We start from the raw sequence: 14,880 nt of genomic DNA, 5'->3' as shown, positions 1-14,880 counted from the left end.
AGCAGGACCCGGTCGGCTGGTTCCAACTTCGGTTTACCGAGCTGGTGTTGGAGCACAGCGAGCTGGTGCCGCAGCACCAGCAGTTCGACGTCCTTGGCAGTGTTGCCCAGCAGCCGCAGGCCCGCCAGCTCCAGCGACCTGCGCGTCAGCAGATAGATCCATGACCACCGCATGGATCTCGATCATGCCCCGGTCCACCACCGTCCCGCAGCGAAACGTCCTGATCAGGGGCCCGAACCCGGGTTTTCACGCGGGACAGGCTACGCACTGACCGACATCAGTGCTCCGGCGCGGCCAACCCGGCGGCGTCGACGAACTCGCCGGACTCCACCGGTTCGTCCGTCCACCTGCCCATGAACTCGCCCATCGAGCGGACCTTCTCGGGCGTCCACGCCGGGCTGGCCGCGGTCTCCTTACCGGCCAACGCGTCGATGTCGGCCTGGAGGTGTAGTGCGTGATCAGGTACTTCTTGGCTTGTCTCCTTGCTCGGTGACTGTCGGCCGGGACGTCGAAGCCACCGCACCACGCTTCGGCAGCTCGCGCGAGATTTGGCCGACATCACCAGTCGGAGACTACGTCCAGGCGGGATCACGGCCGGTCAGGCCGAGGATGCGGTCCAAGGTGGGTGCGTCGGCTGGCACGGCGACCTCCGGTCCGTACATGCCCATCTCCCGCCCCTGCTCCACGCCGGCGAACACCGTGTCGTGCAGATGCGCCAGCAGGTCGGCGGGCAGTTCCAGCCGCTGCCCGGTCGCGGCCGCCAGGTCCCAGCCGTGCACGGCCAGCTCGCCGACGATCATGTCGCCCATGACGGGCGCGGGCAGCTTGTGCGGCGTGCCCATGCTCGTCTCGCCCTCCCAGGCGCTCGGCGGCGCCCACGACGACGTGATGTCGTCCAGCAGGGCGAGCAGGCGGCCGCGCCAGTCGCCGGCCGCCAGGTCCACATTGGACTCGGCGGCCGCCGGCTGCGGAACGGACTCCTTGCGGCCGGCGCCCGCGAGCGACGGGCCCCAGAACAGGAGGTGGTTGACCAGTGCCCGCACGTCGTACTCCGTGCACGGAGTCTTGTTGGCGAGCTGGTCGTCGGTGATGGTGCAGGCGACCGCGGCCATGGCCTCGGCCGCGTTGGACATGTGTGACATGGCGGCGACACTAGGCGGCGCGGGCCGGAGGGGTATTGAACAAAGGCGACATACACTCTGCCGTGTGGGGCGGGACGTTCGTGAGCTGCGGAGTGCGTGGACCAGGTTATCAGCGCCACGCGTTCCACGGCCCGTCGCCGGCGCTAGCGCCATGGGTGGAGCACTACTGGGAGGCTCGCTGGGACTACGCCGACCCCTACCGGCAGAAGATCGTGCCGTACCCGAACGTGCACCTGTCGTTCGGCGGCGGCCGCGCGGACGTCAACGGCGTGTGCAGCGGCTACCAGACCAAGGTCCTCGAGGGCCGCGACCATGTCTTCGGCGTCACGTTCCGGCCGGGCTGCTTCCGCCCGTTCCTCGGTGCCTCCGTCTCGACGATCACCGACCGCGTCGTCCCGGCGACCGAGGTGTTCGGCCCGGACCTGCCCACGACGCTCGACGTGCCGACCGTGGATGCGTTCCTGCTGAAACACCTGCCGGACGACGACCCCCGGGTGCGCCAGGCGGTGGCCGCGGTCGAGCTGATCGCCAAGGACAAGGCCGTGACCAGAGTCGAACGCCTCGCCGACGAGCTGGGGCTGAGCATGCGGGGGCTGCAACGGCTGTTTGCGGAGTACGTCGGCATCGGGCCCAAGTGGGTGATCCGCCGCTACCGCCTGCACGAGGTGACCGCACGCATGGCCGCCGGCGGGGCGATCGACTGGGCCGCGCTGGCGGCGGACCTCGGCTACGCCGACCAGGGCCACTTCATCCGCGACTTCAAGAGCATGTTCGGCGAGCCACCGACCTGGTACGCGCAGCGGTATTAGTCCGCCTCCCCGGATTTGAGTGTGGGTCGCGTCCCGGCGCGGGTGCGGGCGGCAAGGTGGATCGTGGCTGAGTGCAGACTTTCGCAGATCACAGTCGGTAACCGTCGCTACGTCCCGCCCACGAATACCGACTACTCGATCATTGGAGCCTGCCAGTCCAACGCCGGGACAGCACTCTCGCGCGTACGCCGGTGACGTCGCCGGTCCACGCTGCCCGTGCGAGCTGTGAGATGCAGGCAGAGTGTTTGCATGGCAGTTGCGCGACGGGCTACCTCAGGAGCGTAGGGCTGCGGGTGCCGATAAAACATCCGGCCTGGTCAAGCGGCATGTCGGGATTCGTGCAGGGTTCCGCCGGGTCGGTCTCGTCGGCGGACATCGAGGTGTTCGATCTGCGCCGGCAGGTCGATCGGTTCGGGTAGCGGGCGCAGAGGAGCGGCTTGCTTCAGCGTTCGGTGCGGTCGATGTCCGTTGTAGAAGGTCTCGAACTGGCGGAGTGCGTGGAGGAGGTGGTTCTGGTTCCAGATCAGGGTGCGGTCCAGGAGTTCCCTGCGGCAGGTCTGTATCCAGCGCTCCATGGGGGAGTTCATCCGCGGTATCCGGATGCCGGTGGTGACGACCTTCAGCCCGGCATCGGCCAGCAGCGCGTCGAAGGCGACGGTGAACTTCGAGTCTCGGTCCCGGACCAAGAATCTGGTCCTGCTGCCCGCGTCCTCCAGGTCCATGAGGAGGTTGCGTCCGAGCTGCACGAGCCATTCCGCGGTGGGGTGCGCGGTGTGCCCAGGAGCCGGATACGCCTCGTTGAATGCTCGATGACTGCGAAGACGTACAGACGGGTCCCGGTCAGGGGGCGGGTCTCGAAGAGATCGCAGGCGAGCAGGGCGTCGGCTTGGCTGCGTAGGAAGTCGGCCCAGGTGGTGCCCTGCCGTTCGGGCGCGGGCGGGATGCTGTGCTCTTTGAGGATCTCCCAGATGGTCGAGGCGGCGACCTTGATGCCGAGCGCGGCGAGCTCGCCGTGGATGAGGCGATATCCCCACGAGGTGTTCTCGTTGGCCAGGCGCAGGACCAGGGTGCGGATCGAGCGGATCGTGGGTGGGCGTCCGTGGCGTTTCGGCACGCAGGTCGCAGCGTGGCGTCGCTTGAGCAGGTCGCGGTGCCACCGCAAGATCGTGTCGGGGCGTATCAGCAGCAGGAGGTGCCGGAGCTTGTCCTTCGGGAGGTGGTGGAGCAGGCCGGCGAGCACAGCGCGGTCCGTGATGGTGAACGCAGGCTTCCCGGTCTGGCGTTGCAGGACGAGGAGTTGGTGCGGTAGGGCAAGGATCTCGATGTCTTTGTCCCGGTCGCTCATCGGACAGCAGGCGCAGGAGGGTGAAGGTGTTGGCAGCGGCGAGGTAGGCCAGGCGCTGCAGCACGAGGGATCATCATGCCGTCGATGGCCTGCCCAGGCGAAGACGGTGGGGCGAGCGGCTGCACGGTCCGAGATCGGCGATCAAGGCCGCAACCTGGACGGATGATTTATCGGCACCCGCAGTGTCACTTCCGCGAAAGATGAGCGGCCTCAAGACTCCCAAATAGCCCCTGAACTGGGGAAACGCCCTCCGGAGCCGTGGGCAAACGGCGCCGCTGCCCCTTCATGCCCATCACCGCAGGTCAACCCGAAGATTCTGTGCTCCCGTATGCCCACCAACTGTCGAACTCGGGGGAGTGGGGCCAAGGTTCCTGGGACCACGAGCGCACGCAGGACCGCTCGACGTGCGGTCCGAAATTGGCCGAAGTCAGGGGGGAACCGATTCGCCCTCGGTGGTGTACCACGTGTGTGGGAACGGGGGAGGGGGACCGTATCGTTGATGAAGCCGCGGTGATCGCCCGCGTGCGTGCCGGTGAGCCGGAGGCGTACGCGGAGCTGGTGCGGGCCCATACGGGCATTGCGCTGCGGGCGGCCGCTGCGCTCGGGGCCGGTGCGGATGCAGAGGACGTGGTACAGCAGGCCTTTGTGAAGGCGTACTGCGCTCTGGGGCGGTTCAGGAGCGACGCACGGTTCAGACCATGGCTGCTCGCCATCGTCGCCAACGAGACGAGAAACATGGTGCGGACGGCGGCCCGGCAGCGCACGCTCGCCGACCGAGAAGCAGCCTTCGTGACGGCGGAGCCGCTGATACCGGACTCGGGGGATCCGGCGGTGGCGACACTGGAGCGGGAGCGCCGTGCGGATCTGCTCACCGCTCTGGAGAAGCTGACCGAGGAGCACCGCCTCGTCGTCACCTATCGCTATCTCCTGGAGATGAATGAATCCGAGACGGCTCAGGCCCTGGGCTGGCGCTGCGGCACGGTGAAGTCCCGACTCAACCGCGCCCTGCAGAAGCTGAGGCATCTCGTGCCGGACTTTCAGCCTCAGGAAGGGGGTGATGAGCGTGAGTGAGTCCTACGACGGTCAGGACGCCCGGGCCGAAGCGGCTGCCGGTGGCCGGGGTCGGCGCGTGGAAGCGGCCCGGCTTTCCGAGGAGTTGAGGGCGCTGGGGCGGTCGCTGGACGGGCCGGCGGCCGGCGTGTCCGAGGCGATGGTCGAGCGGGTCCTGGAGCAGATTCGCGCTGAACGGCTGCCGGTTCCCGTGCCCGAGGCACCGCGCGCCGGTGAGCGGCTGCGAGCAGTCCGGCACTGGGCACGGGCGCGGTGGCGTGCGCTGACCGCGGCCCTGTGCGGCCTGCTGACGGTGCTCGCCCTCACGCCCCCGGTGCGGGCGGCGGTCATCGACTGGTTCGATTTCGGCGGGGTCGAGGTCCGGTACGACCCGACGGCGAGGCCCTCACCCGGCGCCGAAGTGCCCGACTGCGGAAAGTCGATGTCGCTCACGCAGGCACGGCACCGGACCGGCTTCACACCCCTGGTGCCCGACGCGCTGGGCACCCCGGACGGAGCAACGGTGACCGGTGAGCCCGGCGGCAGGTTCCTGGTGAGCCTGTGCTGGCGCGAACACGGGCACACGGTCCGGCTGGACGAGTATCCGGCACGACTGGACGTCGGCTTCGTCAAAAAGGTGAGCGTGCAGCCGGAGTGGATAACGCTGGACCCGAATTCCTCAGGCACCGACGCGTCCGACTTCGCCCTGTGGTTCCGGTCGCCCCATCTGCTGAGGTTCTGCCTGGTGGACGTGGACGGCGTGCGCTACACGCGCAAGGAGAGGACAGCGGGCCCGACGCTGCTGTGGATGCATGAGACACGGAGCGGCCAGGTGACGCTGCGGTTGGAGGGGGCGGTGTCCAAGAACCGGGCCATGGAGATCGCGAGGTCCGTCGTGCCGGAGCCCGATACGCCCTCGAAATAGGGCACCGGCGTGGGAACCCCGGACGCTCGGGTGGTGTACCGGAAGTGACACGCGGCTTCGGTACGGGCCGCACGACGTTTTTCCGACCGGAGGTTCGGATGCGTAAGTGGAGAGTCGCGGCACGGGAGACGGCCGTGCTGACGGGGACGTTGGCGGTGATGCTCGCGCTGCTGGTGTGGGGCGCGTCCTCGGCCGCGGCGGGAGGGCCGACGAGTGTGCTCGTGACCTCGCCCGAGAGTGGGGAGGCCACCGCGCGGTACTTCTCCGACGAGGAGTACGGACAGTTGGAGCAACTGCTCGGCCCGCCGGACACCGGCACCCGGGACAAGCCTCCGGAGGCCGACCTGGTCGACACCCGGCAGATCAATGTCACCTGGCTGGCGCACGACATCTCGCCTTGGCGGCTCGACCGGGTCTTCCCGGGTTCCGGCACCGATGCCGTCTGGATCCACACGGCGGCGCATGTGCTTGAATCGCCCAACGGGTACTGGCACCGCGCCGAAGATGCCGCCCGACTGCGCACCCTTCTCAAGAAGCTCGGAGTGATGGGCAGGACGTCGGACACGGGGTACTCCGGCGTCCTTCCAATGCCCTGGCAGTCGGACGTGCCCGCGACCTCGTCTGCGGACGTCAGAACCGCACCCGCGACGGTCGCTGCGCCGGAGGCGGGCGGCACCAACTGGTGGTGGGCGATAACTGGCGCGGGGGCCGGAGCTGTGCTGACACTGGTGTTGCCCCCTCGTCGCGGGGCTGCCCGACCGCGTGCGCCGCAAGAAGGAGCCGGGACCCAGGCAGGAGTTGCGAGACGTTTGAGGCGCGCCCCGGACCGACTACCGAAGAGGTGGTGTCCAGGAAGGGGCACGGCGACACGGCAGGGATGACCATGCCAACGCCCACTTCCGGGCCGGAGGTGCACTTCGCCCAGGCGTGCCCCGTCTTGCCGTTGGGAGCGGTGAGGTGGCGGACCGGCAAGTCGGCGAGGATGACGAACACGCGGCACACGGTGGACAACAACGGTCGCGAACAAGGCAGTTGATCACGTTGGCGGTCACCTTGTGCGATGCTGTCCGCATGACTGACCGAAGCGACTGGAGCAGCAGACTGCAGACCGATCGACCCCACTCGGCGCGCGTCTGGAACTACCTGCTCGGCGGCAAGGACCACTACCCGGTGGACAGCGAGACCGGCGACGCGATCCTCCGGACATTCCCCGAAATCGCAGCCATCGCACGCCAGCAGCGGAGCTTCCTGGTGCGAGCAGTGCGGTTTCTGGCGCGCGACGCCGGGATCAACCAGTTCCTCGACATCGGTACCGGGCTGCCCACCGCGAACAACACCCATGAGGTCGCCCAGAGCATCGCACCCGAAAGCAAGATCGTCTACGTGGACAACGACCCCATCGTCCTCGCCCACGCCGACGCGTTGTTGCGTAGTACGCCTGAGGGAAAGTGCGCCTACCTCGATGCCGACGTGCGCGATCCGCAGAAGATCCTCACCCAGGCCGCACGCACGCTGGACTTCGACCGGCCCATCGGCCTGATCCTGCTCGGCATCATGGGCCAGGTCCCCGACGACGAGGAGCCCGAGCGGATCGTGGCCGAGCTCATCGATGCTTTGCCACGAGGCAGTTACGTGGCCCTGAGTGACGGCACGGACACCAGTGAAAGGCTCAAGGTAGCCATCGAGGCGTACAACACTCAGTCTGCCAATTCGTACCACCTACGTTCGCCCGAGCACATCGGGCGCTTTCTGCAGGAGCTGTGTCTGGTCGAGCCGGGCTTGGTCAAGTCCGCCGACTGGCGCCCAGACCCTGGATCGGCGGACATCGCTCACGATCAAAGCCACGCCGTCGGGGCGGTGGGCCGGAAACTGGGGTGAGAAACGAGTTCGTGCACGGTAGGCGGTGAGGCGTCGGGCTTTTGATCGTCGATCGTGGTGCGGTGGGGAAGCGAATCGCGCAGCGTTCATGGCAAACAGTAGGATCGCGGACCTATCGGCTGATGTGATCGCTGAACTCGTCTTTCGGCCATGGCAACGGCCTCGCTGGCGAAGGCGGCATCGAAAGCATCGGTGAACTTCGCGTCTCGATCTCGGATGAGGTGCGTGAAGTCGGCGGTGCGGCTGCCGAATATTACATCCGGCCAGGTCAGGCGGCTCTACCTTTTGGGTCGGGTTGGTCCTCCCGTTCGTAGGGTGGGGACGCCCAGGGACACTGGGCGTGGCTATCAGGCGGCTGCCGTCTTGTGGCTGAACACGCTTTGCCGCCCGGTGTCCCACGACGACTCGGCCGCCGATTAGGAAGTGCGAACAAGTCGCTGTGTAGAGCAATGCCGGCGAGGTCGTCCGTGGCACGAACAGCACGAACAAGCACGTCAGGAGCACGATGAGCCGGATATGGGCGGGGATCGACAGTGGCAAGGGCCATCACCACGGCCTCGCGCTGGATGCCGACGGCAAGACTTTGCTGTCGCGGCGGGTGGCCAACGACGAGCCCGAGTTGCTGAAGCTGATCGGTGACGTCCTTGACGTGGCCGACGGCCGTCAGGTCACCTGGGCCATCGACATGACGGGCGGAGAGCCCGCGCTGTTGCTGGCCCTGCTGGTCAACCACGGCCAGGAGATCCTTTACATCCCCGGGCGCCTGGTGAACCGGGCAGCCGACGGCTACCGCGGCGAGGGCAAGACCGACGCCCGCGACGCCTACGTCATCGCCGACCAGGCCAGGATGCGCCGTGACCTGCGGCCCATCCGCCCCGGCGACGAAGCCGCCATCGAGCTGAAGCTGCTGACCGGACGCCGCTCCGACCTGGTCGAGGACCGCACCCGCGTGGTCAACCGCCTGCGCGGCACCCTGCTGAGCATGTTCCCGGCTCTGGAGCGGGCCCTGGATGTGACCAACACCGGCCCGCTCAAGTTGCTGACGGGCTACCAGACCCCGGCCTCGATCCGCCGCACCGGGGTCACACGACTGACCAGGTGGCTGGCCAACCGCAAGGTCCGCAACGCGAGATCCCTGGCCGAACCGGCAGTTGAGGCAGCCGAACGCCAGCACACCGCCGTCCCGGGGGAGAAGATCACCGCGAAGCTGGTCCACACCCTGGCTGAGGAGGTGATGGCCCTCAACGAGCAAATCTCCGAGATGGACAAGCTCATCGAGGGCCGGTTTCGCGAGCACGAACTCGCCGACATAGTCGAAAGCATCCCGGGCATCGGCACCGTCCTTGGCGCCGAGTTCCTCGCCGCCGTCGGCGGCAGCCTGGACGGCTTCGACTCCCCGGACGCTCTGGCGGCCTTCGCCGGGGTCGCTCCCGCTCCCAAGGACTCGGGCAAGGTCAGCGGCAACCTGCACCGGCCGATGACCTACCACCGGCGCCTGCAGCGCGTTTTCTATACCTCCGCGCTGGTCAGCATCCGCTGCGACACCAACTCCCGGAAGTTCTATGACCGCAAGCGCGCCGAAGGAAAGAGACACGTCCAGGCCGTGCTCGCGCTCGCCCGCCGCCGGGTCAACGTTCTGTGGGCCCTGATCCGTGACCGACGGTGCTACGCCACAACACCACCAGTGACCACTACGGTTTGACAACAACATTAGGAAGCGTGCCGGTACTCGTGGATCACTCCGGAGAGCCGGTCTCGGCGGCGTATGTCCAGATGGGAGATTCGCCCGGGATCGGTGATCGGTTCGGGGACAGCGCGCAGTGGTGCGGCCTGGTTCATTGCTTGATGGGGCCGGTGGGTGTTGTGGTGCTGCTCGAACTGGTGGAGTGCGTGGCGCAGGTGGCGCTCGTTCCAGATGAGCGTGCGGTCCAGAAGTTCGTGGCGGCAGGTCTGGACCCAGCGCTCCATGATGGCGTTCATGCGCGGCATCCGGACGCCGGTGAGGACGGTCTGGATGCCGGCGGCTTCCAGGATCTGGTCGAAGAGTGCGGGGAATTTTGCGTCCCGGTCCCGGATCAGGTATGTGACGGTGGCTGCGGTGTCCTCGAGGTCCATGACGAGGTTTCGTGCGGCCTGACTCACCCAATGCGCGGTGGGGTGAGACGTGGTGCCGAGGATCCGGATGCGGCGGGTGGCGTGCTCGATGACCGCGAGGATGTACTGGCGCCGGCCGGTCAGGGTGACGGTCTCGATGAAGTCGCAGGCCATGATGACGTCGGCCTGAGAGCGCAGGAAACCGGCCCAGGTCGTGGCGGCCCGGTCGGGTGCGGGGCTGATGCCCTCGGTCTTGAGGATCTCCCAGATGGTGGAGGCGGCGACCTGGATGCCGAGGGTGGCGAGTTCGCCGTGCACCCTGCGGTAGCCCCACGACGGGTTCTCCCGGACCAGGCGCAAGATCAGGATGCGGATCGAGCGAACGGTGGGCGGGCGGCCTGGCCTCTTCGGTCGGCAGGTGTGGGCGTGCCGCTGCTTGATCAGGTCGCGGTGCCATCGCAGCACGGTGTCGGGCTGGATCAGCAGCCGGAGCCGGCGTAGAATCTGACGCGGCAGCGGCACCAGCAGAGCGGCGAGGAAGGCCCGGTCTTCCGCGGCGAACTTCACCCGGCCCGCACCGAGCTGCCGCTCAAGGACCAGGATCTGGTGGCGCAGGGCGAGAATCTCCGCGTCCTTGTCGCGATCGCTCATCGGTAGCAGCCGCAGCGCGGCGAACGCGTTGGTGATGGTCAGGTAGGCGAGACGAAGCAACACGAGTGCTCATCCTGCCGCAGCACCGAACAAGCCCCTGAGCTGCATGGATAACATTCTCGGCAGGCGCAAAGTCCTCGATCCTGGCCCATCTGATCAGCGAGGGCATGGGCGACTCGGTCTCCGACGAGACGCTCGCGGCCGTGCGCGCTTGCATCGATCCCCGCGAGGTGGTGGCTGTGACCACGCACGGGGTACGGGTCGATAACGAACGGCACTTCGCCCTTCTCCGGGTCCTGATCACGGCCGCCGCACTTGAGGAGACCGCCCGGGAAACCCTCGCCCGCACCGACCGATCTACCGCGAGGCCCTCGCAGACGTCGCCGGGCGGCTGGCGGATCTGGGGGCTCTGAGGGAGGACCTGACCTACGACCGCGCAACCGACGTCCTGTGGTTCTTCCTCGGCCACCAGTCCTGGCGGGTGTACGTGGCCGACTGCGCCTGGTCCTGGAACCAGACCGAGGAATGGCTCACGGACCAAGTGTCGACCGCCCTGCTCAGCGACCGCACCAGATGATCAGCGCCACACACAGCTCAACAAAAAAGCCAGTAACAAAAATCCTGCCAGAGAGCCTGCCTCGAATCCAGCAGCCTGAGGCGGACTTCGCTGATGAGGGGGAGCGGGCACAACCTGCCATAGCCTTCTCGGTGGCGTCAGCGATGTTCGCCCAGCTGGCTTGACGGTGAGACCGATGGCGAGGTTGCGCAGGGTCGCCACCTCAGGGCGACACCGCCCAGGTGCTCGGCCGCCCGGCGCACCCCTACACCCGCCGCCTGATCGACAGCGTGCCGCGACTGCCCGCCTGAACCCGGGCCCGAGCGTCGCCACGCGGACAAGTCTCGGCCGAAGCGTTCGGGCCGACCCGCGGACCATCCACTTGATCAGGGCATTGGTGTTGCGCCTGGCACGCGAAAATCCCACGTGAGGGTGCCGGAGCGGCAAGGCGAGCAGCCCGTTTTGGGGATCAAGATGGCTGCTTCCACGGTCTGGGAGATCTTGAAGGATGCCGGGATCGACCCGGGGCCCGGACGGGGTTTCAGCACCTGGGCTGACTTCCTTTGCTCCCAGGCCGACGCGCTGCTGGCGTGCGACTTCTTCGAGACGGTCACCCTGACTGGGGCGCGGCTGTGCGTGTTCGCGGTGATCGAGCACGCCAGCCGCCGGGTTCGGATCGTGGGCGCGACCGCGCACCTGTCCGCGGTCTGGGTGGTCCAGGCGGCGAAAAATCTCGTTATGGACCTGGAGGACGGGGTTGCCGACCGCGCTTCATGATCAGGGATCGGTTTATAGAGAGGCACTGTCGTCCGCTGTAGAGGGGCAGCGGTGCCGTGGCCAGGTTCCGGCGAGGGGATCAAGGAGCCGAGGTGTCCTGGTCGCCCGGGGCGGGAGGGGACAGTGATGCCGAAGTGACACGACGGCGGATTAGTTCAATTAAAGGTAGGTAAGAGTGGATAGTCTCTATTGTCTTGAATGATTCAAGTATCTAGAGTGGATCGAGACAAGCCGAACGGCCCATGTGGCCGGGGCCGGACGCCGCCGAGATCACGACCTCGCGACTTTGAGCGGCTTCGAAACCGGCGCCTGGAGGTCGTCGGACTCGTAACTCACCCGGAAGAGAAACGATGGCCAAGTTTCGAGCCGGCTCGGGTCTTGTGCGTCAGGGCACCCATCGGGCCGGGACAGCAGGCAAGGATCGAGATGCGCCCGAGCCCATGGATCGAGCCGCAGCGCGCTTGCGCGAGGCGCAGCTTCGGGTGACCGTGCAGCGTATGGCGGTACTCACCGCCATCGAGGAATTGGGCGGTCACCCCGACGTCGAGGCCATCCGGGGCCGGGCACAAGAGGCCACAGGTGGGCTGTCCCTGCAGGCCACCTACAACGTCTTGCGCGTTCTCACGGAGGTCGGCCTGGTTCGCTGTACACAGGTCACCGGCCAGCAGGCCCGGTACGAGGCCGAGCGGCACAACAATCATCACCACTTCGTGTGTCGGCTCTGTGGCGACATCATCGACGTGGATTGCGTGATCGGCGAGGCTCCGTGTCTTGTGGCCGAGCTGCCCGAGTCCTATCGGGTGGACGAGGCTGCGGTGACCTATTGGGGCGCGTGCCCGCGCTGCGCCCCCGCTGAGCACGGCTGATCGTTTCGCGGCACGGCGCCCGTCCGGCCTCGCGACGCTCAATTTCAGAGTTTGCCTCTGCGTAGAGGACCATCATCGTGGTTGTCCGCACCCATTCAGAAGTGAAGAACTTGGCGAGCGACACTGGCACGGATATGTTCCGCACTGCCGAGAAGCTCGCCGAGGCCGCAGTGCCCGAGCTGGGCGACATCGTCACCGTGGAGCTGCTGGAGCTGACCCTGCGTGGCGAAGCGCCCCCACCCGGTGCCCTTTGCGGAAGCACGCCGTTTCGGCGCGCCGCCTTCCGGTCTCTGCGGGGAGCCAGTGGGGTCCGACCCGCCTATGTGGTCGGTGACGTGAGCCAGATCCCGCCGACGAGCCCCTACCGACAGACTCTTGCCCATCTGCGCCCACGCCTCATCCGCGAGCTGAACGACGACAGCCCATGGCTCGCCCGCAATTCAGCGCGCGCACGCGTGATGCGGGAGGCACGGGTGCACTCCCTCATGGTGGTGCCCCTTGTAGTGCGAGGCGTTGTTCTCGGCTTGGTTGCCTTGTATCGCCGGGCCGACTCGGCTCCCTACGACGCGGGCGACCTTCAAGCAGCCGCCAGGTTCGCGGAACATGCCGCGTCGTGTATCGACCTCGTCCGCCGCCGCATCCAAGAGCGGGCCCGCGCCCGGCTCCTGCAACGGGCCCTGCTTCCTGAGGTGCTTCCATCCCTCAGCGCACTTGAGTCTGCCCGCAGTCACGTTCCGGTAGAAGGCTCCGGCGGCGAGTGGTTCGACATCATCCCCCTGTCCGGCGCGCGGGTGGCTCTGGTGGTGGGCGTAACAGAAGGGGAGGGCGCCGACATTGCGCTGGGCATGAGCCAGTTGAGAGCCATGATCCTCGCGCTCGCCCTGCAGGACTTGGCGCCCGACGAAATACTCTCGTGCCTGGACGAGGTGGCGAGCCGCCTGGACCGAGAACACGAGGCTCCATGCCGGCACCCCTTCGGCCTGAAGTACGTTGGTTCCAGCTGCGTGTGTGTGGTCTACGACCCTGTCACCGAGCGCTGCTCCCTGTCCCGGGCGGGCGATGCTCACCTCGTGGTCGTCCACCCGGACGGGACCGTGAACTCCCCCGTCCTGGCCTCCCATCCACCGCTGGGAGCGGGTGGCCAGCCCTTCGAGGCCACTGAGATCGACATACACTCGGGCACCCTCCTGCTCTTGAACAGCGGCGGTGATGACGCCCCGCTTCCCGATGAACAGGCGACGGCAGAACGTCTCTACGAGGTGTTGAGCCGATCCGGACCAGATACACAGGAGATCCTTGAGGGTGTCCGTTGCGGCGTGTCTCCCGGACGCGAGCCGGCTGTGCTGGTGACCCGCACCCGGGCGTTCGACGCCGAGAAGGTAGCGACCCGGAGCCTGCCACCTGACGCCGCCGCTGTCGCCGCCGCCCGCAGGTGGACCAGTCGGCAGTTGGCGAGATGGATGCTCAACGAACTGGCTTACCCCACCGTGTTGGTCGTCAGCGAACTCGTGACCAACGCCGTTCGCTACTCCACGGGGCCGGTGGAACTCCGTCTGATCAATGACGACCGCACACTCATCTGCGAGGTCTCCGATACCAGCAGCGCGGCTCCCCGCCTGCGGAAGCCGGGGCTCAGCGATGAGAGCGGCCGTGGCCTGTCCATCGTGACGCAGCTCACACAGCATCAGGGGACTCGCTACACCGCTTCCGGCAAGACCGTCTGGACTGAACAAGACCTTCCGACATGAGCCCCCATCCCGAAAGCCGCCACCCTTCAAGAGCCCTTTGGCCGCCGGTCGTCGCGGGCGTCGAAGTCGAGCCCACCGCACCAGGTCCGGCGGCAACTGCCCAGGCCAACCCTGAGCAGTCCGACCTGTACTCGCTCCGCGAACACGCGCGTGTACGTGCTATTCCCATAGAAGGAGCCTAGACATGAGTGTGCAGGTCAAGGGGGCATCCCAGAGGATCACCCTTCGGCCGTTGCGGCAGCGGATCAGCCCCAACCGGCACCTCCTGCGGATTCGGCAAGTGGGCCAGCCGTTCGAGTGGATCCGCCTTGCGCCGCTGCTGGTGATCGCTCTGGCCGTGGTGGCGGATGTCCTCACGCCCCACTTGCAGTTCAACCGGTTGTTGGGGGCAGCGCCGGCGTTGGCCGCCGCCATGTGGCCATTGGCCGGCACGCTGGCCATCGGACTGCTGGCCTTCGGCGCCGCCATCGGGCTTGCGGCCACCTACAATCACGACTTGGGCGACACACCCAGCCTGTTCACGATGCTGGCGATCACGGCCATCACCCTCGCCGCCGCCTACGCCAGCCGGGTACGCCAGCACCGGGAGCGCACCCTCGCCGAGGTCCGCACCGTAGCGGATACCGCGCAGCAGGTGCTGCTACGTCCGCTACCGCCCCACCTCGGGCACGTCGACATCGAACTCCTCTACCAGGCCGCCGCCCCGCACGCCCGGATCGGCGGCGACTTCTACGAAGCGCGCAAGAGCCAGCACGGGGTGCGGCTGATCATCGGTGACGTGCGCGGCAAGGGACTCCCCGCCGTCGAGGCAGCCTCCGTGGTGCTCAGTTCGTTCCGGGTGAACGTGCGCGACGCACCCGATCTGGCGGACCTGGCAGCCCGGCTGGAGACCAGCATGAACGAATACTGCGAGGACCTTGCCAGTGACGACGCGATGGAGCGCTTCGTCACCACCTTGCTGGTCGAGATACCCGCTGGGCAGCCCATCGCGCGCCTGGTCACCTGCGGGCACCCCCCTCCGCTGCTGCTGCACGACGGA

At 67.3% G+C, this 14,880-nt stretch carries 14 protein-coding genes and 2 pseudogenes; 12 read left to right on the top strand and 4 right to left on the bottom strand.

Features of this window, described 5'->3' with window-relative positions:
* Nucleotides 1-277 precede the first annotated feature (277 nt).
* Nucleotides 278-424, bottom strand: a complete 147-nt coding sequence (locus VXC91_RS34805; protein ID WP_329511355.1) for a hypothetical protein — start codon at nucleotides 422-424, stop codon at nucleotides 278-280.
* 148 nt (nucleotides 425-572) lie between these two features.
* The gene (locus VXC91_RS34800) at nucleotides 573-1,142 is read right to left on the bottom strand and encodes a TIGR03086 family metal-binding protein (RefSeq protein ID WP_329511354.1); all 570 of its coding nucleotides are present in this window, start codon (nucleotides 1,140-1,142) and stop codon (nucleotides 573-575) included.
* A gap of 62 nt (nucleotides 1,143-1,204) precedes the next feature.
* Between VXC91_RS34800 and VXC91_RS34795 the strand changes: the two genes are divergently transcribed.
* Nucleotides 1,205-1,951, top strand: a complete 747-nt coding sequence (locus tag VXC91_RS34795) for a helix-turn-helix domain-containing protein (RefSeq protein ID WP_329511353.1) — start codon at nucleotides 1,205-1,207, stop codon at nucleotides 1,949-1,951.
* Nucleotides 1,952-2,268: 317 nt separating this feature from the next.
* On the opposite strand, the pseudogene VXC91_RS34790 reads toward VXC91_RS34795, so the two are convergent.
* Nucleotides 2,269-3,360: pseudogene (locus VXC91_RS34790) on the bottom strand (integrase core domain-containing protein).
* 446 nt (nucleotides 3,361-3,806) lie between these two features.
* Here VXC91_RS34790 and VXC91_RS34785 point away from each other — a divergent pair.
* The 5 genes from VXC91_RS34785 (at nucleotide 3,807) to VXC91_RS34765 (ending at nucleotide 8,851) form a co-directional block, all read left to right on the top strand.
* Nucleotides 3,807-4,367, top strand: coding sequence for an RNA polymerase sigma factor (locus VXC91_RS34785; RefSeq protein WP_329511352.1), 561 nt, complete (start codon nucleotides 3,807-3,809; stop codon nucleotides 4,365-4,367).
* Nucleotides 4,354-5,271, top strand: a complete 918-nt coding sequence (locus VXC91_RS34780; protein ID WP_329511351.1) for a hypothetical protein — start codon at nucleotides 4,354-4,356, stop codon at nucleotides 5,269-5,271. The genes VXC91_RS34785 and VXC91_RS34780 overlap by 14 nt, the downstream gene beginning before the upstream one ends.
* A gap of 98 nt (nucleotides 5,272-5,369) precedes the next feature.
* Nucleotides 5,370-6,152, top strand: coding sequence for a hypothetical protein (locus tag VXC91_RS34775; protein ID WP_329511350.1), 783 nt, complete (start codon nucleotides 5,370-5,372; stop codon nucleotides 6,150-6,152).
* Between the two features lie 190 nt (nucleotides 6,153-6,342).
* Entirely contained in the window at nucleotides 6,343-7,149 is an 807-nt protein-coding gene (locus VXC91_RS34770; protein ID WP_329511356.1) for an SAM-dependent methyltransferase, read from the top strand.
* Nucleotides 7,150-7,654: 505 nt separating this feature from the next.
* Nucleotides 7,655-8,851 carry an IS110 family RNA-guided transposase gene (locus VXC91_RS34765; RefSeq protein ID WP_329511349.1) on the top strand — a complete coding sequence of 399 codons (1,197 nt, stop codon included), beginning with the start codon at nucleotides 7,655-7,657 and terminating at the stop codon, nucleotides 8,849-8,851.
* 8 nt (nucleotides 8,852-8,859) lie between these two features.
* Here VXC91_RS34765 and VXC91_RS34760 read toward each other — a convergent pair whose 3' ends face one another.
* Nucleotides 8,860-9,957, bottom strand: coding sequence for an integrase core domain-containing protein (locus VXC91_RS34760; protein ID WP_329511348.1), 1,098 nt, complete (start codon nucleotides 9,955-9,957; stop codon nucleotides 8,860-8,862).
* Nucleotides 9,958-10,061: 104 nt separating this feature from the next.
* Between VXC91_RS34760 and VXC91_RS34755 the strand changes: the two genes are divergently transcribed.
* The 6 genes and pseudogenes from VXC91_RS34755 to VXC91_RS34730 all read left to right on the top strand — a co-directional run.
* Nucleotides 10,062-10,307 carry a hypothetical protein gene (locus tag VXC91_RS34755; RefSeq protein ID WP_329511347.1) on the top strand — a complete coding sequence of 82 codons (246 nt, stop codon included), beginning with the start codon at nucleotides 10,062-10,064 and terminating at the stop codon, nucleotides 10,305-10,307.
* Nucleotides 10,308-10,686: 379 nt separating this feature from the next.
* A pseudogene (locus VXC91_RS34750) lies at nucleotides 10,687-10,761 on the top strand (ABC transporter ATP-binding protein); the annotation flags it as partial.
* Between the two features lie 121 nt (nucleotides 10,762-10,882).
* Nucleotides 10,883-11,227, top strand: coding sequence for a hypothetical protein (locus VXC91_RS34745; protein ID WP_408057546.1), 345 nt, complete (start codon nucleotides 10,883-10,885; stop codon nucleotides 11,225-11,227).
* Nucleotides 11,228-11,577: 350 nt separating this feature from the next.
* Nucleotides 11,578-12,093, top strand: a complete 516-nt coding sequence (locus tag VXC91_RS34740; protein WP_329511346.1) for a Fur family transcriptional regulator — start codon at nucleotides 11,578-11,580, stop codon at nucleotides 12,091-12,093.
* A 134-nt stretch (nucleotides 12,094-12,227) separates the two neighbouring features.
* The gene (locus VXC91_RS34735; protein WP_329511345.1) at nucleotides 12,228-13,841 is read left to right on the top strand and encodes an ATP-binding SpoIIE family protein phosphatase; all 1,614 of its coding nucleotides are present in this window, start codon (nucleotides 12,228-12,230) and stop codon (nucleotides 13,839-13,841) included.
* 184 nt (nucleotides 13,842-14,025) lie between these two features.
* Nucleotides 14,026-14,880 (top strand): PP2C family protein-serine/threonine phosphatase (locus VXC91_RS34730; protein ID WP_329511344.1); only part of this gene is annotated, 855 nt, incomplete at its 3' end.

It is taken from the genome of Streptomyces chiangmaiensis (assembly GCF_036281785.1).
Lineage (GTDB): Bacteria > Actinomycetota > Actinomycetes > Streptomycetales > Streptomycetaceae > Streptomyces > Streptomyces chiangmaiensis.
Note: the sequence above shows the minus strand (reverse complement) of the source record. Positions and strands in the feature narration are given on the sequence as shown.

What these genes read in the sequence shown, in the direction of transcription:
- VXC91_RS34800 (WP_329511354.1), bottom strand. Translation starts at nt 1,142, where the DNA reads ATGTCACACATGTCCAACGCGGCCGAGGCCATGGCCGCGGTCGCCTGC.
- VXC91_RS34780 (WP_329511351.1), top strand. Translation starts at nt 4,354, where the DNA reads ATGAGCGTGAGTGAGTCCTACGACGGTCAGGACGCCCGGGCCGAAGCG.
- VXC91_RS34775 (WP_329511350.1), top strand. Translation starts at nt 5,370, where the DNA reads ATGCGTAAGTGGAGAGTCGCGGCACGGGAGACGGCCGTGCTGACGGGG.
- VXC91_RS34770 (WP_329511356.1), top strand. Translation starts at nt 6,343, where the DNA reads ATGACTGACCGAAGCGACTGGAGCAGCAGACTGCAGACCGATCGACCC.
- VXC91_RS34765 (WP_329511349.1), top strand. Translation starts at nt 7,655, where the DNA reads ATGAGCCGGATATGGGCGGGGATCGACAGTGGCAAGGGCCATCACCAC.
- VXC91_RS34755 (WP_329511347.1), top strand. Translation starts at nt 10,062, where the DNA reads ATGGGCGACTCGGTCTCCGACGAGACGCTCGCGGCCGTGCGCGCTTGC.
- VXC91_RS34740 (WP_329511346.1), top strand. Translation starts at nt 11,578, where the DNA reads ATGGCCAAGTTTCGAGCCGGCTCGGGTCTTGTGCGTCAGGGCACCCAT.
- VXC91_RS34735 (WP_329511345.1), top strand. Translation starts at nt 12,228, where the DNA reads ATGTTCCGCACTGCCGAGAAGCTCGCCGAGGCCGCAGTGCCCGAGCTG.